The 22,542-nt window shown below is 64.1% G+C and carries 19 protein-coding genes; 12 read left to right on the top strand and 7 right to left on the bottom strand.

What is annotated here, in order from left to right:
* Positions 1-3 precede the first annotated feature (3 nt).
* Both ACF8R4_RS18055 and ACF8R4_RS18050 read right to left on the bottom strand, forming a co-directional pair.
* Positions 4-786 (bottom strand): NAD(P)-binding domain-containing protein, encoded by a 783-nt coding sequence (locus tag ACF8R4_RS18055; protein WP_060499259.1) that lies wholly within the window; start codon positions 784-786, stop codon positions 4-6.
* A gap of 12 nt (positions 787-798) precedes the next feature.
* Entirely contained in the window at positions 799-2,118 is a 1,320-nt protein-coding gene (locus ACF8R4_RS18050; protein WP_060499258.1) for an FAD-binding oxidoreductase, read from the bottom strand.
* A gap of 128 nt (positions 2,119-2,246) precedes the next feature.
* On the opposite strand from ACF8R4_RS18050, the gene ACF8R4_RS18045 reads away from it, so the two are divergent.
* On the top strand, positions 2,247-2,495 hold the full coding sequence (locus ACF8R4_RS18045; RefSeq protein ID WP_060499257.1) for a proline racemase family protein: 249 nt from the start codon (positions 2,247-2,249) through the stop codon (positions 2,493-2,495).
* A gap of 157 nt (positions 2,496-2,652) precedes the next feature.
* Positions 2,653-3,279, top strand: a complete 627-nt coding sequence (locus tag ACF8R4_RS18040; protein WP_060499296.1) for a glutathione S-transferase family protein — start codon at positions 2,653-2,655, stop codon at positions 3,277-3,279.
* Between the two features lie 111 nt (positions 3,280-3,390).
* Here the strand turns inward: ACF8R4_RS18040 and sfnR are convergent, their stop codons facing one another.
* The 4 genes from sfnR to ACF8R4_RS18020 form a co-directional block, all read right to left on the bottom strand.
* Positions 3,391-4,491 carry a sigma54-dependent transcriptional activator SfnR gene (sfnR, locus tag ACF8R4_RS18035; RefSeq protein ID WP_060499256.1) on the bottom strand — a complete coding sequence of 367 codons (1,101 nt, stop codon included), beginning with the start codon at positions 4,489-4,491 and terminating at the stop codon, positions 3,391-3,393.
* 9 nt (positions 4,492-4,500) lie between these two features.
* A complete protein-coding gene (locus ACF8R4_RS18030) occupies positions 4,501-5,688 on the bottom strand; it encodes an acyl-CoA dehydrogenase family protein (RefSeq protein ID WP_392493060.1) in 1,188 nt (395 codons plus the stop codon).
* Positions 5,689-5,697: 9 nt separating this feature from the next.
* On the bottom strand, positions 5,698-6,258 hold the full coding sequence (gene msuE, locus ACF8R4_RS18025) for an FMN reductase (RefSeq protein ID WP_016711107.1): 561 nt from the start codon (positions 6,256-6,258) through the stop codon (positions 5,698-5,700).
* A 253-nt stretch (positions 6,259-6,511) separates the two neighbouring features.
* Positions 6,512-7,102, bottom strand: coding sequence for a TetR/AcrR family transcriptional regulator (locus ACF8R4_RS18020; protein ID WP_104835054.1), 591 nt, complete (start codon positions 7,100-7,102; stop codon positions 6,512-6,514).
* 84 nt (positions 7,103-7,186) lie between these two features.
* Here ACF8R4_RS18020 and ACF8R4_RS18015 point away from each other — a divergent pair, with 84 nt between their 5' ends.
* The 10 genes from ACF8R4_RS18015 (at position 7,187) to ACF8R4_RS17970 (ending at position 22,300) form a co-directional block, all read left to right on the top strand.
* On the top strand, positions 7,187-7,936 hold the full coding sequence (locus ACF8R4_RS18015) for an SDR family NAD(P)-dependent oxidoreductase (RefSeq protein WP_060499253.1): 750 nt from the start codon (positions 7,187-7,189) through the stop codon (positions 7,934-7,936).
* The gene (locus ACF8R4_RS18010; RefSeq protein WP_060499252.1) at positions 7,929-8,684 is read left to right on the top strand and encodes an SDR family oxidoreductase; all 756 of its coding nucleotides are present in this window, start codon (positions 7,929-7,931) and stop codon (positions 8,682-8,684) included. Before ACF8R4_RS18015 ends, ACF8R4_RS18010 begins: the two co-directional genes overlap by 8 nt.
* A gap of 157 nt (positions 8,685-8,841) precedes the next feature.
* Positions 8,842-10,917 carry a hydantoinase/oxoprolinase family protein gene (locus ACF8R4_RS18005; protein ID WP_200928536.1) on the top strand — a complete coding sequence of 692 codons (2,076 nt, stop codon included), beginning with the start codon at positions 8,842-8,844 and terminating at the stop codon, positions 10,915-10,917.
* A 24-nt stretch (positions 10,918-10,941) separates the two neighbouring features.
* Complete coding sequence (locus ACF8R4_RS18000; protein WP_392493056.1) at positions 10,942-12,606, top strand: hydantoinase B/oxoprolinase family protein; 1,665 nt, start codon at positions 10,942-10,944, stop codon at positions 12,604-12,606.
* 3 nt (positions 12,607-12,609) lie between these two features.
* Complete coding sequence (locus ACF8R4_RS17995) at positions 12,610-13,812, top strand: pyridoxal phosphate-dependent aminotransferase (protein WP_104835051.1); 1,203 nt, start codon at positions 12,610-12,612, stop codon at positions 13,810-13,812.
* Between the two features lie 25 nt (positions 13,813-13,837).
* Positions 13,838-14,650 carry an NAD(P)-dependent oxidoreductase gene (locus ACF8R4_RS17990; RefSeq protein ID WP_060499248.1) on the top strand — a complete coding sequence of 271 codons (813 nt, stop codon included), beginning with the start codon at positions 13,838-13,840 and terminating at the stop codon, positions 14,648-14,650.
* Positions 14,651-14,677: 27 nt separating this feature from the next.
* Positions 14,678-15,874, top strand: a complete 1,197-nt coding sequence (locus ACF8R4_RS17985) for an FAD-binding oxidoreductase (RefSeq protein WP_060499247.1) — start codon at positions 14,678-14,680, stop codon at positions 15,872-15,874.
* Positions 15,875-15,899: 25 nt separating this feature from the next.
* Positions 15,900-17,585, top strand: coding sequence for a thiamine pyrophosphate-binding protein (locus tag ACF8R4_RS17980; RefSeq protein WP_104835048.1), 1,686 nt, complete (start codon positions 15,900-15,902; stop codon positions 17,583-17,585).
* A gap of 62 nt (positions 17,586-17,647) precedes the next feature.
* The gene (locus ACF8R4_RS17975) at positions 17,648-19,096 is read left to right on the top strand and encodes an NAD-dependent succinate-semialdehyde dehydrogenase (RefSeq protein WP_060499245.1); all 1,449 of its coding nucleotides are present in this window, start codon (positions 17,648-17,650) and stop codon (positions 19,094-19,096) included.
* Between the two features lie 315 nt (positions 19,097-19,411).
* Positions 19,412-22,300, top strand: coding sequence for an HD domain-containing phosphohydrolase (locus ACF8R4_RS17970; protein WP_392493053.1), 2,889 nt, complete (start codon positions 19,412-19,414; stop codon positions 22,298-22,300).
* A gap of 3 nt (positions 22,301-22,303) precedes the next feature.
* Here ACF8R4_RS17970 and ACF8R4_RS17965 read toward each other — a convergent pair whose 3' ends face one another.
* Entirely contained in the window at positions 22,304-22,390 is an 87-nt protein-coding gene (locus ACF8R4_RS17965; RefSeq protein WP_371920925.1) for a helix-turn-helix domain-containing protein, read from the bottom strand.
* Between the last annotated feature and the right edge of the window lie 152 nt (positions 22,391-22,542).

Genomic DNA, 22,542 nt, shown 5'->3' with positions numbered 1-22,542 from the left:
CGCTTATCGCCCGGTCAGCCCGGCGCGGGTCAGCAACCCGTCCAGTACCACTTCGCACGCTGCACCCCAGGTGGCACTGACCGGCTGATGCATCAGTACCGCCAGCCCGTCTGCGGTAAAGGTACCCGGCGTGGCAATGGCTTGGCCCAGGGCCTTGAGTGTGTATTCCGGCTGCTGCCCGGCGCTGGCCACGCAGTCTTGCAGGTTGCCTAGCACCAGCGCACGTGCCTCGCCTGCGGGCAGGCCTTTGTCCATCAGCCACTGCTGCAAGTCGTGCAGCAGGAAGTAGAACCAGCCATTCATACAGGCTGCAACGGTGGCCAGTTCGAATTCAGGCTCGCCGTGCAGGACCACCAGTTTGCCCAGCGGCCCCAGGTACTGCGTGGTGAGCGCATCGGGCGGGCAGACGACAACCGTCGATTGGTTGTACTGCGCCGCATACGACAGCATCGCACGTACACAAAGGGCGCCGGGGAAGGCGCTGGCCAGTTGCGCAAGGCCGATCCCGGCAGCCAGCGAAACCAGGCGCTGGCCGGGGCGCAGTTGTACCTCATCGGCCAGTTCGGCAAGCGAATGCGGGCGTACGCCAAGTATCAGCAGTTCTGCCTGGTCGACTACCGCCTGGTTGCTGGCCAGCACCTGGCAACCGTGGTCACGGGCAAGCACGGCGGCCCGTTGAGCATTGCGCGGTGAGAGCAGGATGGGGCCGTCAAAACCGCTGCGGCGCAGGCCTATGACCACTTTTTCGGTGAGTTCGCCCACCCCGAGAATGCCCAGGCTATCCATGGTGCCTCCTTTTCAGCTTTCCAGGCCGGCGCGGCGCTGGCCCCAGTGCAGGTTCAGGTTCACGCCCACGCTGAGCAGCGGCTCAGGCGGGTTGCGGTTAGGGCCTTCGCTGCCGAGCAAGAAGTCGATCAACTCGTCGCGTTCGCCGCTCAGCCAGTCAGCCAGCAGGGTGCCCGTGGCTGTGCCACGGGTAATGCCCAGGCCATTGCAGCACAAGGCCGCGTGTACGTTGGGCGCCAGGGTGCCGAAGTGCGATAGGTGGTTGCGTGACAGGCACATCGAGCCGCCCCAGGTGAATTCGAACGGCATGCCCGACAACATCGGGAAGCGCCGTTCGAACGACCCGCGATGCTGGCGCCCGGCGCGGGCGATGTGGCGGGGGTTGGCACGGCCGTCGGCATTGAAGCTGAAGCTGTTGCGCACTAGCAGGCGCTGGTCCGGGGTGCGCCGCAGGGTGCTGCCGAACGGGTCGGCCGGGATGATGCCCCAACTGGCCTTGCCGCCCAGGCGGGCCTGTTCGTCTTCGGTCAGCGGGCGAGTCATGCTGGCGTAGGTGAAGATTGGCAGCAGGCGACCGGCCAGGAAGCCGAAGTATGAGGCGAAGGCGTTGTTGGTCAGCAGCAACTGGTCGGCGACGATCTCACCGTTGCTGTGCTTGAGGGTGATGCGCCGGCCCTGCTCGATGTGGGTGATGGTGGTGCGCTCGTGCAGGGTCACATTGGCGGGCAGGCTTTCGGCCAGGCCTTTGGCCAGGGCCGCCGGTTGCAGCAGTTGGGTGCCAGGGGTGTACAGCGCCTTGCGGTAGAAGCCGGTGCCGAAGTGCTCGGGCAGGTCGCGGGCGTCGATCATCTGGTAGGGCTGGCCGAGCTTTTCCAGGCCGGTGCGGTAGGCTTCGAGCACGGCCAGGCCTTTGTCTTCGACGGCGGCCTGGTACTTGCCGTCCGGGCGGATCTGGCAGTCGATGCCGTGCTGGGTGATCAGCCCGCGAAGGATCGCCTGCGCACGCAGGTTGAGCTTGAGGTTCATCCGCGCGGTGGGCAGGTCGCCGATGTAGTCGGCGGCACCGATGTCGTGGGGCAGGTCGATGGCAAAGCCGGAGTTGCGCCCGGAGGCACCGAAGCCGACTTCCTGGGCCTCTACCAGGATCACCTCGTCGTCCGGGTGGTGCAGGGCCAGTTGCCGTGCGGCGGCAAGGCCGGTAAAGCCCGCGCCAAGCACCACCCAGCGCGCCTCGCTCCGCCCCCGGTGCGCGACGCGTGGCTGGCGCGGGGGGCTGAGGTGGAACCAGCCGCAACCGTTGTCGTCCGCGGGGGTAGAGGTGTTTCTGTACATGGTTTTTATCCGTGTTGTTTTCTGCACTATGGCATTGGCGTTTGTGCGGAGACTATGACGGGAGCGACGGGTAATAGGATGTTCTGGCTGGGGCCGGCACAGCCTAGTCACAACAAGCCAATCTGGACATGCACCTCACGCAGCCGCGCCGGTGTCACATCGAGCTGGTGGCGCGTGGGCGGTTGCAGGTGGGGGAGACGTTTGTGCACGAAAGCATTACCGGTACCACGTTCAACTGCCGGGCCGAGGCGCTGACGCGTGCGGGTGATTACCCGGCGGTAAGGCCAAGCGTGGCGGGATGGGCGCGGGTGATCGGGTATAACACGATTATCGTGGATGATCGTGATCCGTTGGCGCATGGGTTCCAGATTGCCTGAGGGCATGGGTTGACCGCGTTGGGCCGGGCGTGATTTGCTCGGCTCCAGGGCCTCTTCGCGGGCAAGCCCGCTCCCACAGGTATAGCGTCGCCTGTAGGTGCGGGTTTGCCCGCGAAGGGCCCGACACGATCATTCAATGGAAACTGAAGGTCCCGCCATGTCCGTCTACACACTGCATTGCTTCGCCGAATCCGGCAACGCCTACAAAGCCGCGCTCATGCTTGAACTCACTGGCCAAGCCTGGCAGCCGGTGTTCGTCGATTTCTTCAACGGCCAGACCCGTGAGCAAAGTTGGCGCGATGAGGTGAACGAGCAGGGTGAGGTGCCGGTGCTAGAGCACGCGGGCAAAACCTTCACCCAGTCGGCACTGATCCTGGAATACCTTGCCGAACAGACCGGCCAGTTCGGCCCGCGTGATGAAGACGAAAAACGCGAGATCTGGCGCTGGATGCTGTTCGACAACCACAAGTTCACCAGCTACTACGCCGCGCTGCGCTTTCTGTTTTGCCTGAAGAAAACCGGGGAAACGGACGTGACGCGGTTCCTGCGTGAGCGTGCCACGGCGGCTTACCGCATTGTCGACGCGCACCTGGCGAAGACGCCGTTCATGGTTGGCGGCCGGCTGACCATTGCTGACCTGTCGTTGGCGGGGTATGTGTTCATGCCTGAAGATACCGGGATCCCGCTGGCAGAGTTCACCCATATCGAGGCTTGGAAGGCGCGGATCCAGGCGCTGCCGGGGTGGAAGCATCCGTATGAGCTGATGCCGCGTACGGCATCCTGACGCTTTCGCGGCTAAAGCCGCTCCCACAGGGGCTTCACAACGCTTGGGTCTTGTGCAGTACCTGTAGGAGCGGCATTTGCCGCGAAGAGGCCAGCGCAGGCACTGCTAGATTCAGATCGACAACCGCACCACCCGATTATCCAGCACCTGCTGTTCCTGCCCCCGCCGCTTGTTCACAACCAGCTCACCAATCGCAATCAGGCGCGTGCGCGTGATGTTTCGTGACAACCCCAGTAACTGCGCGGTATGCACTTGGTTGTAATGGCAGAACCGATAGGCCGAGCGCAGCAGGGCATTTTCCACCTTTTCGTACAGGTCGCCCGGCTGCTCCTCGTACAGCCGGCTGAACGCCCGCTGCAACAAATCGTCCACACCATTGCCAGCCGGTTCTTCCTCTTGTCGCTCGATGCGCAAGTTGGACAGGCGCAGGTCCTGCGCCTGCACCGTGCCGTCGCCGCAGGTGAGCAAACTGTGATGAATCACGTTCTCCAACTCGCGGATGTTGCCCGGCCAACTGTACTCCACCAGCTTGGCCTGGGCCTTGGCGCTCAGCTCTACCGGTCCGTACCCCAGCCGGTCGCTGTAGCTGCGGATGAAGTGCCGGGCCAGCGGCAGGATGTCACCCGGGCGGTCGCGCAGCGGGTGCAACTGCAAGGTCACCACGTTCAGGCGATAGTACAGATCTTCACGGAAATGCCCGGCGTTGATGGCCTTTTCCAGCTGCACGTTGGTCGCAGCCAGTACCCGCACGTTGATTGGGATGCTCTTGCGCGACCCAAGCCGTACGACCTCGCGCTCTTGCAGCACGCGCAGCAGCTTGACCTGGATCGGCAGGGGCAGGTCGCCGATTTCGTCGAGGAACAGCGTGCCGCCATTGGCTTCCTCGAACCAGCCGGCCTTGGCCGCCAGGGCGCCGGTGAAGGCGCCTTTTTCATGGCCGAACAGTTCCGCCTCCACCAGCGACTCGGAGAACGCCCCACAGTTGACTGCGACGAACGGGCCGTTGCGCCGGCCGCTGAGGTTGTGGATGTGGCGTGCGACCAGCTCCTTGCCCGTACCGGTTTCGCCGATGATCAGGACGCTGGCCTCGCTGGGGGCGACCTGTTGCAAGTGGGCGAGCAGCGCCTGCGATCTGGGGTCTTCGAAGACCTGTGCGGTCGCCCTGATCGAGGTAGCCAGTGTCGGTGACGGGGGGAGGGTCAGCAGTTGCATGGGCAATCCTCAGGAATAGAAGGATGGGGCAGGGCGCTTGTCGTTGAGGGCCCACTCGCCGAGTTCGTGGATGCGGTAGTCCACCGGATCGTGCAGGGTTTGTGTGCGAAGGTTGCGCCAATGGCGGTCGAAGCGCAGCGCGGCATGGGTGGCGCGCGCGCCGGTGACTTCGAACAGGCGGTTGCAGATGTCCAGGCCGTGGCGGCTGGCGGCGACCTTGGCGGTGCCGATGGCCAGGGCCAGGTCGCCGCGCTCTTCCGCCGTGAGGGCATGTTCCTTGGCCCAGGCGGCATCCAGCTGGCGTGCGGCCCGTTCGATCAGCAGACGCACGCTTTCAAGGCCAACCCAGAACTCGCCGTAATGGCGCAGCACGTAAGGGTCTTCGGCAGTGCTGGCGGCGCTGGAGCGGAACCACGGCCGGCTTTCCTTGAGGGTGTACTGGCGGGCTTCTTCGAAGGCGCCTTCGGCAATGCCGAGGAACAGGTTGGCGAAGTGCAGCTGGGCAATCAGCGGGCGCAGGGCGGCGAACGGAGTGCTCAGCGGGCCTGGTTCAAGCAGCAGTTCGTTGTGCTCTACCCGTACCCGCTCGAACGTGGCGCTGCCGCTGTCGGTCTGGCGTTGACCGATGTTGTTCCAGTCGCTGTGCAGGCTGATGCCGGTGCGGCCACTGGGGATGGCGGCAATCAGCAGCTTGCCGCCGGCACGTTCGTCCACAGCCGAGGCGATGAGCATTTCCGAGTCGCTGGCACCGGAGCAGAAGCTTTTCTTGCCCGAGAACTCGCACCAGCCATCGAGGTGCTTGACCACGGTGCGGGTGTCCAGCGGGTTCAGGGCATTGCCCCAGAACCACTGTTTGCGGGCGGTCTGTTCGAACCAGGGCTGCCATTGGTCGGGGCGTGAGAACAGGCGCACGGTAGCCAGCATCAGGTGGTGAAAGCCGAACACATGGGCAATGGAGCTGTCGACCCGCGCGAACTCGCGCACCACCGCGAACGTGTCGTGCCAGTTGGCGCCCTGGCCACCGAAGACCTGCGGGATCACCAGCGACAGCAGGCCGCTGTCACGCAGGGCATCGCGCTCGGCTTTCGGCGTGCCGCCGCGCTCGTCGCGTTCGACGGCGGTCTGGGCAAACTGCCCGGCCAGTTCGCGGGCAATCGCCAAGGCCGGGCGCAGCGGGGTATTCACAGGTGCATTCATGGCCGCTCCTCAGGCGCTTTTACGCAGTGCGTGGTGGGCGCCGAACAGCGGCACGGCACGCTCTGCAGCCAGGCGGATACGGGCGGCGAGGGCATCGCTGGACACGCGGTAGTCGGCCAGTTCTGCCTGGCTGGCGAACACGCCGATGGGCAGGGTCAGGGCTTGCAGGAAGCTGAACAGCGGGCGCAACTGGTGGTCGAGCACCAGCGCATGGCGCTCGCTGCCGCCGGTGGCGGCGAGCAGAACCGGGGTGTCGACCAGAGCGTCCTGGCCGATCAGGTCGAACAGGTGCTTGAAGTGGCCGGTAAAGCTGCCGCGGTACACGGGGGTGGTCACGACCAGCAGGTCGGCCTTTTCCACCAGGCGCAGTTGCTGCTCGACGGTGTCGGGCAGTTCGCTGCGCCACAGGGCGCTGCCCAGTGGGCGGGCGATGTCGCCCAGTTCGATCAGGTGCGGCTTGATGTGCAGGTGCTCGGCCAGTTCGGCGAGGATCGCCTCGGTCAGGGCCAGGGTGCGTGACGGGCGGGAAGTGCCGCCGGACAGGGCTACGACGTTCAGTGGGGTGCTCATGGGCAGGTCTCCGGTTCGGGTTGAGCGGGGGACTTTGCTTGAGCAATCGTCGTGCCGGGTTCTAATGTTCTTCTAAATCAACACGTTATCGCGTTAGCAGGTTTGCGTCGCTGTTGCCGGGCGGGCGTTTCGTGTTGATTGGGTGTTGCGCTGCGAACAGTTGGCCAGGTGTTGGCGGCTGTGCAGTGGAGAGAGTTATAGAGGATTATCTTTTATTAAAAAAAGAATAAGAATTCATATTGTTATGCATTTTTTATCGATAGGCCGCGGTCTTGCCGGTACCGACAATGCCCTGTACGAACGTCACCAGTTGATCCCTCGCGGTGGTCACGCTTCCCCATTGCGCCTGCCCGCACAGCAAACCCAGCACGGCATGGGCAATCGACCGCGCTCGGCGTGCCGGCAGCCCGCATTCTGCGGCGACAATGTCACTAAGCAGCCCGCTGTATTGCAGTTTCAACTGTTCGATTTGCAACAGTTGCTCTGTGTTCAGGTTCATGGCTTCCCGCGTCAGCAACACCAGTTTGTCGGGGTTGGCCTGGCTATACGTCACGAAGGCCTGCACAAAGCACGGCAAGCGTTCACGGGTGGTACGGGCACCTTTGAGGCATTGTCGGGTTTCATACAGCAGGTCGGTCAGGCTCGACTCGATCAGCTCGAACAGCAGCGCCTGTTTGCTCTCGATGTGGTGGTACAGCGAGCCGGCGCGCAGGCCCAGGTGGCTGGCCAGGTCACGCAGGCCGATGGCCTGGTAGCCATGGCTGGCAAACAAGGCGCTGGCCGCATCCAGCAAGCGGTCCCGAGCGTGCGGGGTGGGGACGGGCGAGAAGCTGGAAGCGGGCATGCAAGCACCTGTCGGCGAATTGATGTTTGACCAAATGTAAGACAACAGGCATCTTACGTAAAGACTCAATCGCGGAGGTGTTTTGTGGAAAATCAAACGGTGGTGATTGTAGGTGGTGCCTCGGGGCTGGGCCTGGAAACAGCCCGGCTGATGGTAAAACGTGGTGCCGGCAAAATCGGCCTGATCGACCGCAACGAGCAATTGCTGGTACACGCTGCAGAAGAACTGCGCGGGCAGGGTGTAGAAGTGGCAATCGCAGTAGGCGACATTGCCCGCAAGGACACCGCCCATGCGGCCTTCGCCCAGATCGTCGAAGGCTTGGGGCGGGTACATTGCCTGGTCAACAGTGCGGCCATCTATCCGCGCAAGGACATCTTCGAGATCACTGACGACGAGTGGGACCTGGAGAACGCCGTCAACATCAAGGGCACCTACCACATGATGGTCGCCGCGGTGCGCCACATGCAGCAGTACGTGGCGGCCCCGGCGGTGACCGGGCGTATTGTCAACGTGACGTCGGTGGACGCCTTCAAGGCCCACCCGCAAAACGCCCACTATGCCGCCACCAAGGCTGCGGTGGTAAGCCTGACCAAGTCGTTCGCCCAGGCCTGTGCCAAGGACCAGATCCTGGTCAACTCGGTAGCCCCGGCCGGTTTTGCCACCGAGCGCGCCAAACAGCTGGGCTTCCTCGGCGAGCTGGCGGCAGCCAACCCGCTGGGCCGTGCTGCGGAACCGGCAGAAATCGCCGAGTGGATCGTGATGATGGGCAGCAGCCGCAACAGCTATGCCACCGGTGAAAACGTGATTGTCAGCGGGGGTTACATCTATGCCTGAAGTCGCATTCCCCGAGGGCTATCAGCGCGCGCTGGTGACCGGGGCTACCAGCGGTATCGGCAAGGCCATCGTACTGGCGCTGCGTGATGCCGGCCTGCAAGTGATTGCCGTGGGCCGCAGCCCTGAGGCGTTGGCCGAGCTGGCTTGCGAGCCGGGTGTGACCACCTTGCAGGCGGATGTGCGTGATTACCGTTCGCTGGCTGCCACGCTGGAAGGGCAAGCGGTGGATGTGCTGGTCAACAACGCGGGCATTCTGTCCACCCGGGCGGCATTCCAGGACATCGACGAAGCCGAAATCGACAACATGCTCGACATCAACCTCAAGGCGCCGTTGCACCTGGCGCGCCAGGTGCTGCCAGGCATGGTCGGGCGGGGCAGGGGGCACCTGTTCTTCATAGGTTCCAGTGCTGGCCGAGCGCCGCACCCGGGCGCAGCGGTGTACGGTGCGTCCAAGGCCGGGGTTAGCCTGTTCTGCGATGCCTTGCGCTGTGACCTGTTGGGCAGCGGCGTTCGGGTGACCGAGATAGCCCCGGGCCGGGTGCAGACCCAGCTGTACAAGACTGCCATGGGCTTGCAGGCGGCAGGCAGTGAGCTGTATGACGGTTATGAATCGATCCAGCCGGTAGATATCGCCCAGCTGTTGCTAGCGGCGCTGAAGATGCCGCGGCAAGTGGATGTGTCGCGGTTAGAAGTGTTCCCCACAGCGCAGGCGGTGGGTGGCGGGCGGATGGTCAAGACGGCGGGTTGATCTGGCAGTTGTGTTGCCTGTGCCCGCTAAGAGGCCAGCGCAGGCAATGCAGATTTGAGCAAATAGGTGCTTGACCACCTGTAAGACAACATATAACTTACATGAAGACCGCCCCAACCGGTCGAGACAACTACAAAGCATTGCAGGGGATATGACGATGACTGCGACATCATGCCGGGTCGGCGTGGACATAGGCGGCACCTTCACCGATATCGCGCTGGACGTGAACGGCGTGCTGCATTCGACCAAGATCCTGACCGACTACGAGTTGCCTGAACGGGCCATCCTCACCGGCGTGCGCCAGGTGGTGGAGCAGGCGGGCTTGGCCTTGTCGGACATCGACCAGTTGATCCACGGCACCACCCTGGCCACCAACGCCCTGATCGAGCGCCGTGGCGCGCGCACCGCCTTCATCACCACCGAAGGCTTCCGGGACACACTGGAAATGCGCACCGAAAACCGTTTCGAGCAATACGACATCAACATCGCCCTGCCGCCGCCACTGATCGATCGTGAACACCGCTACACCTTGCGTGAGCGCCTGAATGTCAAAGGCCAGGTGCTGATCGCTCCTGCGCAGGCCGAGGTCGATGCCCTGGTCGAGCGCATTGCCGAAGGCAACTACGAAAGCGTTGCCATCGGCTTCATTCACAGCTACGTCAACGGTGCCCACGAACGCCAGTTGCGCGATGCCCTGCAGGCGCGACTGCCGCAGTTGTCGATTTCCATTTCCAGCGAAGTCTCGCCGCAGATGCGCGAGTTCGAGCGCTTCAATACCGTGTGTGCCAACGCTTACGTCAAGCCGCTGATCAAGTCTTACCTGGACCGCCTGGTGGTGACCCTCAAGCAGGAAGGCGCCCATTGCCCGGTATTCATGATCCACTCCGGCGGCGGCATCATCTCGGTGCAAAGCGCCGCTGAGTTCCCGGTCCGTCTGGTGGAGTCCGGCCCGGCCGGTGGCGCCATCTTTGCGGCCGACATCGCCCGCCGCTACCAGCTGGAGAACGTGCTGTCGTTCGACATGGGGGGCACCACGGCGAAAATCTGCCTGATCGAACACCAAGTACCGAAAACCGCGAAAACCTTCGAGGTTGCCCGCACCTACCGCTTCAAGAAGGGCAGCGGCATGCCGATTTCAATCCCGGTGGTGGAAATGGTCGAAATCGGTGCTGGCGGCGGCTCCATCGCCAGCATCGACAGCATGCGCCAGATTCGCGTGGGCCCGCACAGCGCGGCCTCCGAGCCTGGCCCTGCCTGTTACGGCCGTGGGGGCCTGGAGCCGACCATCACCGACGCCAACCTGCTGCTCGGCCGCCTGGATGCAGACAACTTCGCCGGTGGCGCGCTGCGTTTGTCCACCGACAACGCGGCCAACGCCATGGCCCGGGTCATCGGCCAGCCGTTGGGCATGCAGGCCGACACCGCAGCGTTTGGCGTGTGCGAAGTGGTTGACGAGAACATGGCCAACGCCGGCCGTGTGCATGCGGTGGAAAGCGGCAAGGACATTGCCGACTACACCATGATCACCTTTGGCGGTGGCGGCCCGCTGCACGCTGCACGGCTGTGCGAGAAAATGGGTGTGGCACGCTTCATCGTCCCGGCGGGTGCCGGCGTGGGTTCGGCGATCGGCTTCCTGCGTGCGCCATTCGGCTACGAGGCCGTACGCAGTGCGTTCGTACGCTTGTCCGAGTTCGAGGCCGCGCAGGTCAATGATCTGATCGACGAGATGAAAGCCGAATCGCTGGGCTTTCTGCGCCAGGGCATGCCGATCGGTGAGCCGGAAATGGACTGCACGGCGTTCATGCGCTACGTGGGCCAAGGCTGGGAAATCCCGGTTGCCTTGCCATTCAAAGCCTTCAGCGCTGCCGACACGCTAGCGTTCAAAGCCCGTTTCGAAGAAGCCTACACCCGCTTCTTTGGCCGCCCCATCGAAGGGCCGGACATCGAGATCGTCAGCTGGTCGGTCAAGGCCAGTTCGCCCCTGCCACCTGTCACGCAGGTTGAAGAGGTGGGCGCCGCCTACCGCGCCCATGAGATTTCCCGCCGCCAGGTGTTCGACGTGGCCGCCGGTGGTTTTGTCGAAGCCGGCATCCACCCGCGCGAAGAGCTGCAAGTCGGTGCCCGTGTCGACGGCCCGGCGATCATCGTCGAGCGCGAAACCTCGACCTTCGTCACCTCCAACTTCACCGCCACGGTCCAGCCAGACGGCTGCCTGCTGGTCGTGCGCCGCTAACGCCTGAATTCGGAAGCCAGAACCATGAGCGATACGTTGATCGACATTCAAATGCAGGTGATGTGGAACCGCCTGGTCTCGGTGGTCGAAGAGCAGGCCCTGACCCTGATCCGTACTGCCTTCTCCACCAGTGTGCGCGAAGCCGGCGACCTGTCCGCCGGGGTGTTCGACCGAGCCGGCAACATGCTGGCCCAGGCCGTCACTGGCACCCCTGGCCATGTGAACACCATGGCCGAGGCGGTGGTGCACTTCATCAATGACATCGGCGAGGACAACATTTTCGAAGGCGATGTCTACGTGACCAACGACCCGTGGAAGGGCACTGGCCACCTGCACGACATCACCATCCTTTCGCCGTCCTTCTACAAGGGCAAGCTGATCGGCTATTTCGCCAGTACTGCGCACGTGGTCGATATCGGTGGCCGGGGCTTCGGCCCCGATGCCCGCGAAGTGTACGAAGAAGGCTTGTTCATCCCGATCATGAAGTTGTTCGAGCGCGGCAAGGTCAACCGCGACCTGATCAACATCCTGCGCAACAACGTGCGTGAGAGCGACCGGGTAGTGGGCGACTTCTATGCGCTGTCGGCGTGCAACGAAACCGGCCACAAGCGCCTGCTGGACATGCTCGAAGAGTTCAAGCTGGACGACCTGGAGCACATTGGCGGGTTCATCCTCGAACACAGCCGTCGCGCTACCCTGGAATGCTTCAAGTCGCTCCCCCACGGCACCTTCAGCAACAGCATGACCCTCGACGGCTACGATGTGCCGGTAACCCTGGCGGTGACCATCACGGTTGGCCCCGATGGTATCAAGAGCGACTTTACCGGCACCTCGGGCATGAGCCAGTTCGGCATCAACGTGCCGCTGGGCTACGCCAAGGCTTATGCCTGCTATGGCCTCAAGTGCATCGTCGCGCCGGAAATCCCGAACAACACCGCTTCGCTGGCGCCGTTCGACGTCACCGCGCCCGAAGGCTGCATCCTCAATGCCAAGCACCCGGCGCCGGTATCGGTGCGCCATGTGCTGGGCCATTTCGTACCCGACCTGGTGCTCGGCGCGCTGCACAAGTGCCTGCCAGGCAAAGTGCCGGCCGAGGGTGCCAGCGCCCTGTGGAACCTGCACCTGAGCGTGCGCCCGCTGGAGAGCAACCCCAACGGCCGCAACGCCGAGATGCTGATGTTCAACAGCGGCGGCATGGGTGCCCGCTCGGCGATGGATGGCCTGAGCGCCACGGCGTTCCCCAGCGGCGTGCACACCATGCCGGTGGAAGCCACCGAGCATGCCGGCCCGGTAGTGGTCTGGCGCAAGGAACTGCGCGAAGGCTCTGGCGGTGCCGGACAGTTGCGCGGTGGCCTGGGCCAGGAAATCGAAGTCTCGGCGGCCGAAGGCTACAGCTTCCGCTTCAGTGCCATGTTCGACCGTATCCAGTACCCGGCACGCGGCCTGGAGGGCGGCCAGGAGGGCGCCCAAGGTTTCGTTGGCCTGGATGACGGCAGCTTGCTGCGCGGCAAAGGCCAGCAATTCGTACCCGCTGAGCGCCGCCTGGTGCTGCGCCTGCCCGGTGGCGGTGGTTATGGCGACCCGCGCCAGCGCGACCGCAAGCAGGTTGAGCGCGATGTGCGTGCGGGTTACATCAGCGCCGAACAGGCACGTATCGACTACGGCTTTGACGCCGCTCAGGAGCGCTAGACGATGGACGTGCAAAGCAGCCGCGTGCGCGCGGTAAAAAGCTCGCCAAGCATGGCCGTGTCGGTACTGGCCAAGCAGATGCTGGCCAAGGGCGAACCGGTCATCAACCTGGCACTCGGTGAGCCAGACTACAACGTGCCGGCCCACGTGATCGAGGCGGCCTATCAGGCCATGCTGGCGGGCAACAACCACTACACCGGGCCCAATGGCCTGGAGGTGTTGCGCCAGGCCATCGTCGACAAGTTTGCCCGGGAAAACGATCTGGTCTATGGCCTGGACGAAATCTGCGTAGGCAACGGTGCCAAGCAGCTGTTGTTCAACGCCTTTCTGGCCACGCTCGAACCGGGCGACGAGGTCATCACCCCGGCGCCGTACTGGGTGTCGTACACCGACATGGCCATGCTCAACGGTGGTGTGCCCAAGGTCATCCCTTGCGGCGCCGAGCAGCGGTTCAAGCTCACGCCCGAGCAGCTGGACGCGGCCATTACCCCGCGCACGCGCTGGGTGATGCTCAACTCGCCGAACAACCCGAGCGGGGCGATCTTCACCCGTGAAGAGTTCGCGGCGTTGGGCCAGGTATTGGAGCGCCACCCGAACGTGCTGATCATCTCCGACGAAATCTACGAGCACATCGTGCTGGGCGATGAGCCGTTCGTGTCGTTCGTCACTGCTTGCCCGCAACTGCGCGAGCGCACCTTGCTGATCAACGGCGTGTCCAAGGCCTATGCCATGACCGGCTACCGCCTGGGTTACGCCGCCGGGCCGAAAGACCTGGTCGTGGCCATGAACAAGACCCAGTCACAAACCACCACATGCCCGTCGAGCATTTCGCAGCTGGCCGCCGTGGCGGCGCTGAACGGGCCGCAGGACTTCGTGCGAGAGGCCAACCGTGAATACAAGGCGCGCGGCGCGCTGGTGGTGCAAGGCTTGGCGCAGATGCCGGGCTTGCAGCTGCAGATGCCGCAGGGCGCGTTCTATGCGTTCCCTGAGGTCAGTGCCTTCATCGGCAAGCGCACCCCGGATGGCCAGGTCATTGGCAACGATGCCGACCTGTCGACCTACCTGCTGCGTGTCGGCAAAGTCGCGACCGTGCCGGGTTCGGCGTTTGGCCTGGAGCCCTACATTCGTCTGTCGTTCGCCACGTCGCGGCAGGAACTGGAACAAGCCCTGGGGCAGTTGCGCGACGCGTTCGCGGCGCTGTCCTGAGCCCATCAAGCAATCGAGGTAACACATGAGCAAGCCTTTCAAACGCCTGCTGATCACCGGCGCCGCCGGGCGCCTGGGCAGCGTGCTGCGCAAGCACCTGGCCGCCTTCGCCGATGAGCTGCGCCTGACCGACATCGCCGACATGGGCCAGGCCGCGCCCCATGAACAGTTGGTGCGCTGCGACCTGGCCAATTTCAACGATGTGCTGCCGCTGACCGAAGGCGTCGATGCCATCGTGCATGCTGGTGGCGTGCCGGTGGAGGACACCTTCGAGAAGATCCTCAACGGCAACATTGTCGGCACCTACAACATCTATGAAGCGGCGCGGCGCAACGGTGTGAAGCGTGTGGTGTACACCAGCTCCAATCACGCCATCGGCTTCTATGACCGTACCGAGACCATCGATGCCACCGCCGCGCATCGCCCCGACAGCCTGTATGGCGTCAGCAAGTGCTTTGCCGAAGACCTGGGCCGCTACTACTGGGACAAGTTCGCCATCGAGTCGGTCAACCTGCGCATTGGGTCGTCGTTCCCCGAGCCGCTGGACCGGCGCATGCTCGCCACCTGGCTGTCGTTCGACGACTTTGCCCAGCTCACCGAGCGCTCGTTGTTGGCGCCACGGGTGGGGCACATGATCGTCTACGGCATGTCGGCCAACCGTGAAAGCCTGTGGGACAACCGGCTGGCTTCGTCGATCGGCTACGTACCCAAGGACAGCGCCGACGACTACCGCGACAAGGTCCTGGCCGAGCACCCGCCACTGCACCCGAATGAACCGGCTGCACGCTACCACGGCGGCAACTTCGCCGGCGCCGGCCATTTCGAAGACCCGAAATAACGCCCACATCAGAAGAGAGCTAATTCCATGGCTTCCACCGCTAAACAACAGAACTACGATGTGGTGATCGTCGGCGGCGCGGTCAACGGCAGCGCCACCGCCTACTTCCTGGCCAACAACCCGGACTTCAAGGGCTCGGTGCTGGTCATCGAGCGCGACTGGACCTACAACAAGTCGGCTACCGCATTGTCCAGCAGCTCGATCCGTCAGCAGTTCTCCAACCCGATCAACATTGAAATCTCCAGGTTCGGCGCCGAGTTCGTGCGCAACTTCCCCGACGTGATGGAGGTGGAGGGCGACCGTCCGGACTTGGCCTTCCACGAGAATGGCTACCTGTTCCTTGGCGACGACAAGGGCTATGAAGTGCTGCGCCGCCTGCACGATACCCAGGTGTCTCACGGCGCGGATGTGCACCTGCTCGACCCCGAGCAGCTCCAGCGCAAGTTTCCCTGGGTGAACATCGACAGCCTCGCTGGCGCCAGTTATGGCCAGAGTGGAGAAGGCTGGTTCGACAGCCTTGGCATGCTCAACGGCTTCCGCCGCAAGGCGCGCTCGATGGGTATCGAGTACATCGAGAACGAGGTGGCGGGTATCCAGCGCGAAGGTGACCGCATTACCGGCGTTCAACTGGCCAGCGGCGAGCGCATCGGCTGCGGCCTGTTGGTGAACTGTGCCGGTACTCGGGGCACCAAGGTCGCGCGCATGGCGGGCTTGGATATTCCGGTCGAGCCACGGCGCCGCTCGCTGTTCGTGTTCGACTGCCGCACCCCGCTGGAAGGCACCGTGCCACTGACCATCGATCCCACCGGGGTGTTCTTCCGCCCGGAGGGCAAGTTCTACCTGGGCGGCACGTACCCGAAGAACGACCCGGAAGTGGACTTTGAAGACTTCGACGTGCTGCACGAAGAGTTCGACGAAGAGGTATGGCCGATTCTTGCCGAGCGGGTGCCAGCCTTCGAGGGCATCAAAGTGGTCAACTACTGGGCCGGGCACTACGACTTCTGCGTGCTCGACCACAACGCCATCGTTGGCCCGCATAACGAAGTGAACAACTTCCTGTTCTGCAACGGCTTCAGCGGGCACGGCCTGCAGCAGGCACCGGCCATTGGCCGCGGGCTGTCCGAGCTGATCACCTATGGCGGCTACCGCTCGCTCGACCTGGGCGCGCTGGGCTACCAGCGGGTGATCGACAACAAGCCGTTCCTGGAAGATTCGGTCATCTGACCGCAGCGCCTGAGGGAGAACAACAATGAGCAACTCCGAAGTGAAGCGCAGTGGTGGCCAGGTGCTGGTCGATGCTCTGCGGGTGAATGGTGTCGAGCGTGCGTTCTGTGTACCGGGTGAAAGCTACCTGGCGGTGCTCGATGCACTGCATGATGTGCAAGATGAAATCGACCTCATCGTCTGCCGCCAGGAGGGTGGTGCCGCCTACATGGCCGAGGCCTACGGCAAGTTGACCGGCAAGCCGGGCATCTGCTTTGTCACCCGTGGCCCGGGCGCCACCAACGCCTCGGTGGGTGTGCACACCGCCTTCCAGGACTCCACGCCGATGCTGCTGTTCATTGGCCAGGTGGCCCGCGACCAGATCGAGCGCGAAGCCTTCCAGGAAGTGGATTACCGGCGCATGTTCGGCCAGATGGCCAAGTGGGTTGTGCAGATCGACGATGCCGCACGCATTCCCGAACTGGTCAACCAGGCCTTCCAGCGCGCCATCAGCGGCCGCCCCGGGCCGGTGGTGATCGCCTTGCCGGAAGACATGCTGACGGACTTGGTACAAGTGGCCGATGCCCGCCCGGCCCAGCGTGTCGAAGCTGCCCCGGCGCCGCAGGCGCTGGGCGAACTGCAGGCGCTTCTGGCCAAGGCCCAGCGGCCATTGGTGATTGCCGGTGGCGGTGGCTGGAACGACCAGGCGGTGGCCGACCTGAAGCGCTTCGTGCAGGCGCAGCATTTGCCGCTGGCGGCGTCATTCCGCTGCCAGGACCTGTTCGACAACACCGACCCGCACTATGCCGGCGACCTTGGCCTGGCTGCCGGCCCGGTATTGGTCGATGCAGTGAAGCAATCTGACCTGTTGATCGTGGTAGGCGCACGTCTGGGCGAAATGACCACGGGCGGTTACGCGCTGGTCGACATCCCGACACCGAAACAGGCACTGGTGCATGTGCACGCCAGCGCCGAGGAAATTGGCCGCGTCTACCAACCGACCCTGGGCATCAATGCCGGCCCGGCCAGCTTCCTGAACCAGGCCGCCACCTTGCCCGCCGTGCGCCCGGCGGCGTTCACCGACTGGGTCGCCAGCCTGAACTGCGGCTACCGGGGCAACTTCGAAACCCCGCGTTCGCCGGGTGATGTGCAGATGAGCGAAGTCATCGCCTGGCTGAACAAGACCTTGCCGGCCGATAGCATCCTTACCTGCGGTGCCGGTAACTACACCGGCTGGGTGCACCGTGGCTACCAACACCGTGTATTCCGTACGCTGCTGGGGCCTACCAACGGCTCCATGGGGTACGGCGTGCCGGCAGCAGTAGCAGCCAAGTTGACCTACCCGCAGCGCACGGTAGTGGCGTTTGCCGGCGACGGTTGTTTCCTGATGAATGGCCAGGAGCTGGCCACGGCGGTGCACTACGACGCCCGGGTGATCACGGTGGTGGTCAACAACGGCATGTACGGCACCATCCGCATGCACCAGGAGCGTACTTACCCGGGCCGGGTGTCTGGCACCGAACTGCATAACCCGGACTTTGCCGCCCTGGCGCGCGCCTATGGGCTGCACGGTGAAACGGTCACTCGCACTGAGGACTTCGCCGCCGCTTTCGAGCGTTGCCAGGCGTCCGGCAAGCCGGCGCTGATCGACGTGCAGGTCGACCCTGAAGCCCTGACCCCGCGCATGACCCTCAGCCAGATCCGCGACAAGGCCCTGCAGGCCAAACGCTGATTCACCTCAGGTGGGGTGCGGTCCGGCCCCATCTTTTTCATCCTTCGAACGAGCCAATCGACATGAACCTTGCCGATCGTGATCTGCTGCGTGAAGTTTGCTATATCGATGGACAATGGCTGGCCGCCGACAGCGGCCAGCGCATTGCCGTGACCAACCCGGCCACAGGCGAAGTACTCGGCCATGTGCCGCGCATGGGCACAGATGAGACCCGCCGCGCCATCGCCGCCGCCGAGCGCGCCTTGCCGGTGTGGCGGGCACTGACCGCCAAGGAGCGCGCAGCCCGGCTGCAAGCCTGGTTCCGCGAAATCCTTGCCCATCAGGAAGACCTGGCGCGCATCATGACCGCTGAACAAGGCAAGCCATTGGCAGAATCCCGTGGCGAAATTGCCTTTGCCGCGGCTTATGTGGAGTTTTATGCCGAGGAAGGCAAGCGCATCTATGGCGATGTGATCCCTTCACCGAACCGTGACCGGCGCTTGATCGTGACCAAAGAGCCGATCGGCGTCTGCGCGGCCATCACGCCGTGGAACTTCCCGGCAGCGATGATCACGCGCAAGGCGGCGCCGGCCCTGGCGGCTGGCTGCACGCTGGTGCTCAAGCCCGCTTCGCAAACGCCATTCAGTGCGCTGGCGCTGTGTGTGCTGGCCGAGCGTGCCGGCATTCCGGCGGGTGTCCTCAGCGTGGTCACCGGTGACTCGGCAGCCATCGGCGGCGAGCTGACGGCCAGTCCGACGGTGCGCAAGCTGTCATTCACCGGCTCGACGCCCATCGGCATCCAGTTGTTGCAGCAGTCGGCGGCGACGGTGAAGAAGGTGACCATGGAGCTGGGTGGCAACGCCCCGTTCATCGTGTTCGACGATGCCGACCTGGAAAAGGCGGTGGAAGGTGCGCTGATCGCCAAGTTCCGTAACAGCGGGCAGACCTGCGTGTGCGCCAACCGCTTCTACATCCAGGACGGCATCTACGCGCGTTTCGTGGCGCGGTTTGCCGAACGGGTGGGGGAATTGGTAGTCGGGCAGGGTGATGCGCCTGGCACACAGGTCGGGCCGATGATCGATGGACGTGCGGCCAGTGGTGTCGAGCGGCTGGTGGGCGAGGCTGTGGAGGCCGGAGCGAGGGTGGTGGCGGGTGGGCATCGGCATGCCTTGGGCGAGGCCTTCTTCGAGCCGACCTTGCTGGCGGATGTCACACCGGACATGCGTGTAGCGCGTGAGGAAATCTTCGGGCCGGTAGCGCCGATCTTCCGCTTCAGCAGCGAGGAGGAGGTGATTGCCCAGGCCAATGACACCGAGTTCGGGCTGGCCTGCTACCTGTATGCCCGGGACGTCGGGCGCATCTGGCGCGTGTCCGAAGCGCTGGAGTACGGCATGGTCGGGGTTAACGTCGGTGGGGTGGCGACCGAGGTCGCGCCGTTTGGTGGGGTGAAGGCGTCGGGCTTGGGCCGGGAAGGCTCGCGTTACGGGATCGAGGACTACCTGGAGCTCAAGTATGTGTGCCTTGGGCTTTGAATCGTGCCTGAGAGGCTGAGAGCCTCTGCCGGCCATTGCACGGTCTTACCCGCGAAAGGGCCGGCACTGGCGCTGCAAGGTGATGTCGGCGCGCTGGTGATGCTGGAGCAGCGCGCGTCTACCTGACGGGATTATGACCCGCCACGTTATTTTTTTCTGCCAAACCGGCAGAACCCCCAGCCGCACTCTACACTCCTGTCAAGATGGGCCAGGGCTATTGGCCACCATTCGGCCCATCTCGCTGCCTGCGAATGGCTTCGGCCCGCATGATCGTCCTGGCTGCTCCCTCAATTTGCCTCACATGGAGTACCTGGGATGGGCTGCGTGTCGACGGGTCGTGATACCGGGAGGACCTGGCGTGGCATTTCACTGCAATGGCTGGTGGCGCTGGCCATCGTGCTGGGCATGCTGTTGCTGGGTGCCGCGCTGGCCTGGCAGGGCTATCGCGGTATCCGCCAGACCCTGGTGGCCGCCGCCGGCGATACAGCCCAGCAGGTGGGCAAGACTATCGACGAGCGCGCCCGGCGCCTGATCGACCCGGTGCAAAGCAGCATCCGCCTGCTGGCTCACAACCCTGCTGCGCATACCCAGGCGCAGCGCCTGGAACGGCTGCCGCAACTGGTCGAAACGCTGAATGCCAACCGCATGCTCAGTGCCGCCTACATGGGCTACCCCAGCGGCGATTTCCTGTTGGTGCGCCGGCTGCGTGACCCGCAGTTGCTGCAGCGCTTCGCCGCGCCGCCGGGCACGGCGTTTCTGGTGCAGCGTGTCAGCCGTGGCGAGGGCGGGGTAGTGCAGGGCGAGTGGCGCTACTACGACCAGGCGTTGAACCTGTTGCAGGCCCAGGCCAAACCCGAATACCGCTACGACCCGCGTACACGCCCGTGGTTTGCCGAAGCCAGTGCGCAGCCCGCCACTGTGCTGACGCCGCCGTACGTGTTCTTCACTACCCGTGAAATCGGCCTGACCCTGGCACAGCGCAGCGTTGACGGAGAAACGGTGATAGGCATGGATGTTTCGGTCAACGACCTGGCCAGCGAAACCCAGGGCTTGCGCATCACCCCCGGCACCGAAATTGCCGTGCTCGACGACCAGGGCAATGTTGTGGCCTACCCGGACTTGCAGCGGGTGATCGTGCGTGAAGGGCAGGGCGTGCGCCTGTCGCGCATCAGCGAGCTGAACATTGCAAGCCTGCAGCACCTGTACGCTGAGCTGCCGTCAGGCACGCAGGCACAGCCGTATCAGGTGGACGGCCAGACCTGGTATGGCATGCGCATTCCGCTGACCAGCCTGGCCGGGCAGGATCTGCAGGTGTTGATTGCCGTGCCAGGCCATGAACTGCTGGCCGGTGCGCGCCAGGTGTTGTTCGAGCAGTTGCTCTGGACCTTGGCGTTGATGGCCGTGCTGCTGGTACTTGGCGGTGTGCTCGGCCGGCGTATCGTCCGCCCGCTGAAGGTGCTGGCTGAACAGGTGCAGGGCTTGGCCAACTTTGATTTCAGCCGCGAAGTGGGGGTGAAATCGCAGGTGTCCGAAGTACGAGAGCTGAGCCATGTATTGAGCCGCATGGCCGGCACCATTCGCGGTTTCCAGGCCATTACCCTCACGCTCAGCCGCGAGCGTGACCTGGCGCGTATGCTCGACGGCGTCCTGGCTCACCTGGTGCACGCTGCCGGTGTCGAGGCCGGTGTGGTGTATTTGTTCGACGCCGAGCACGCGCTGCTGCGCCTGGCCGCCGCCTGCCGGGGTGAGCAGTACCCCGGCGAGCTTGCCGTGGATGAGGGCGCCCGGCGCACGCTGGCCGCAGCGGTGACGCAGGCCCTCGGCCTGGACGAGCGCAGCCAGGCCGTGGTGCTGAAAGACCGTAGCCAGGCGCTGCTGGGCATTCTGGTGCTGCAACTGGATGAAGCGCAGGCGCGCGAACAGCTGGGCCAACCGTTCCGTCAATTTGTCGAAGAGCTATCTGGCGTGGCGGCAGTGGCCATCGAGACACGCCAGCTGGCCGAAGCCCAGCAACGCCTGATGGATGCCATGATCAAGTTGCTGGCTGACGCCATCGATGCCAAAAGCCCCTACACCGGTGGCCACTGCGAGCGTGTGCCGCAACTGGCGCAGATGCTGCTGGACCAGGTGGTGGCCGCCGACAGCGGCCCCTATGCCAGCTTCAGCATGACTGAAGCCGAACGCTACGAATTTCGCGTAGCGGCCTGGCTGCACGACTGCGGCAAGGTCACCAGCCCGGAGTACGTGGTGGACAAGGCGACCAAGCTGGAGACCCTGTACAACCGTATCCATGAAATACGCATGCGGTTTGAAGTGCTGTGGCGTGATGCCGAACTGGCCTACTGGCAAGGCCTGGCCAGCGGCGCCGACCCGAAGGTGCTGCAAACCGCGCTAGCCCAGAGCCAGGCCCGGCTGCAGGATGACTTCGCCTTTGTCGCCCAGGCTAACATCGGCGGCGAGTTCATGCAGGATGCCGATATCGAACGCCTGCAGCAGATCAGCCAGCAGCGCTGGCGGCGCCACTTCGACAACCGCCTGGGTATCTCCCGCGATGAGGCGCAGCGCTATTCCGGCGTGCCGCAACCCGTGCTGCCGGTAGACGAACCGCTGCTGGCCGACCGCCCCGAGCATCGGGTGCCCTGGGGCGAACGCAAGCCCCCGGTGACCAAGGGCGACCCGTGCAACCGATGGGGCTTCGACATGCGCCTGCCAGCCCACGCCAGCAACCACGGCGAGCTGTATAACCTGTCGATCCGGCGCGGCACGCTGAATGACGAGGAGCGTTTCAAGATCAACGAGCACATCGTGCAAACCATCATCATGCTCAGCTCGCTGCCGTTTCCGCGTCAGATGAGACGCGTACCGGCCATCGCCGGCAACCACCATGAAAAGCTGGATGGCAGCGGCTACCCACGCCGGCTGGGTGAGCATGACCTGGGCATTGCCGAGCGGGTAATGGCCATTGCCGACATATTTGAAGCACTGACGGCGGCCGACCGGCCTTACAAGCCGCCGAAGACGTTGTCCGAATCGGTGAAGATCCTGGTGTTCATGGCCCGTGACCGGCACATCGACGGGCAACTGCTGGCGCTGTTCCTCAGCAGCGGGGTGTACCGCCAGTATGCCGAGCGGTTCCTGCGTGCCGAGCAGATCGACGAGGTGGATGTGCCGTACTGGCTGGCGCAGATGCGCTGCCCGGCCTGAGTGCTAGCGCGAACCCAGGCGCTTGTACAAGGTGGTACGGGAAATACCCAGCGCCTTGGCGGCAGCACTGACATTGCCCTCATGGGCCAGCAAAGCGCGCTCGATCACGTCGTGGGTGGCTTCTGAAAGCGAGCGCGGCGGCGCGACCGGCTGGCCTTGCAGGTCTTCTGGCAGGTGCTGCACGCCTATGCTGGGCTCACCCGCGGCCAGCACCCCGACCAGCCGCGCCACGTTCTCCAGTT

The sequence above is a fragment of the Pseudomonas sp. FYR_2 genome (assembly GCF_043106425.1).
Classification (GTDB): Bacteria; Pseudomonadota; Gammaproteobacteria; order Pseudomonadales; family Pseudomonadaceae; genus Aquipseudomonas; species Aquipseudomonas monteilii.
The sequence above is the reverse complement of the archived record's forward strand: the minus strand, read 5'-3'. Positions and strand labels throughout refer to the sequence as shown.

Excerpts from the sequence above, each read along its gene's own strand:
- ACF8R4_RS17985 (WP_060499247.1), top strand. The coding sequence starts at position 14,678 with ATGGCTTCCACCGCTAAACAACAGAACTACGATGTGGTGATCGTCGGC.
- ACF8R4_RS18000 (WP_392493056.1), top strand. The coding sequence starts at position 10,942 with ATGAGCGATACGTTGATCGACATTCAAATGCAGGTGATGTGGAACCGC.
- ACF8R4_RS18030 (WP_392493060.1), bottom strand. The coding sequence starts at position 5,688 with ATGAATGCACCTGTGAATACCCCGCTGCGCCCGGCCTTGGCGATTGCC.
- msuE (WP_016711107.1), bottom strand. The coding sequence starts at position 6,258 with ATGAGCACCCCACTGAACGTCGTAGCCCTGTCCGGCGGCACTTCCCGC.
- ACF8R4_RS17975 (WP_060499245.1), top strand. The coding sequence starts at position 17,648 with ATGAACCTTGCCGATCGTGATCTGCTGCGTGAAGTTTGCTATATCGAT.
- ACF8R4_RS18020 (WP_104835054.1), bottom strand. The coding sequence starts at position 7,102 with ATGCCCGCTTCCAGCTTCTCGCCCGTCCCCACCCCGCACGCTCGGGAC.
- ACF8R4_RS17980 (WP_104835048.1), top strand. The coding sequence starts at position 15,900 with ATGAGCAACTCCGAAGTGAAGCGCAGTGGTGGCCAGGTGCTGGTCGAT.
- sfnR (WP_060499256.1), bottom strand. The coding sequence starts at position 4,491 with ATGCAACTGCTGACCCTCCCCCCGTCACCGACACTGGCTACCTCGATC.
- ACF8R4_RS18045 (WP_060499257.1), top strand. The coding sequence starts at position 2,247 with ATGCACCTCACGCAGCCGCGCCGGTGTCACATCGAGCTGGTGGCGCGT.
- ACF8R4_RS18050 (WP_060499258.1), bottom strand. The coding sequence starts at position 2,118 with ATGTACAGAAACACCTCTACCCCCGCGGACGACAACGGTTGCGGCTGG.
- ACF8R4_RS18005 (WP_200928536.1), top strand. The coding sequence starts at position 8,842 with ATGACTGCGACATCATGCCGGGTCGGCGTGGACATAGGCGGCACCTTC.
- ACF8R4_RS18010 (WP_060499252.1), top strand. The coding sequence starts at position 7,929 with ATGCCTGAAGTCGCATTCCCCGAGGGCTATCAGCGCGCGCTGGTGACC.
- ACF8R4_RS17970 (WP_392493053.1), top strand. The coding sequence starts at position 19,412 with ATGGGCTGCGTGTCGACGGGTCGTGATACCGGGAGGACCTGGCGTGGC.
- ACF8R4_RS18055 (WP_060499259.1), bottom strand. The coding sequence starts at position 786 with ATGGATAGCCTGGGCATTCTCGGGGTGGGCGAACTCACCGAAAAAGTG.
- ACF8R4_RS17990 (WP_060499248.1), top strand. The coding sequence starts at position 13,838 with ATGAGCAAGCCTTTCAAACGCCTGCTGATCACCGGCGCCGCCGGGCGC.
- ACF8R4_RS17995 (WP_104835051.1), top strand. The coding sequence starts at position 12,610 with ATGGACGTGCAAAGCAGCCGCGTGCGCGCGGTAAAAAGCTCGCCAAGC.
- ACF8R4_RS18040 (WP_060499296.1), top strand. The coding sequence starts at position 2,653 with ATGTCCGTCTACACACTGCATTGCTTCGCCGAATCCGGCAACGCCTAC.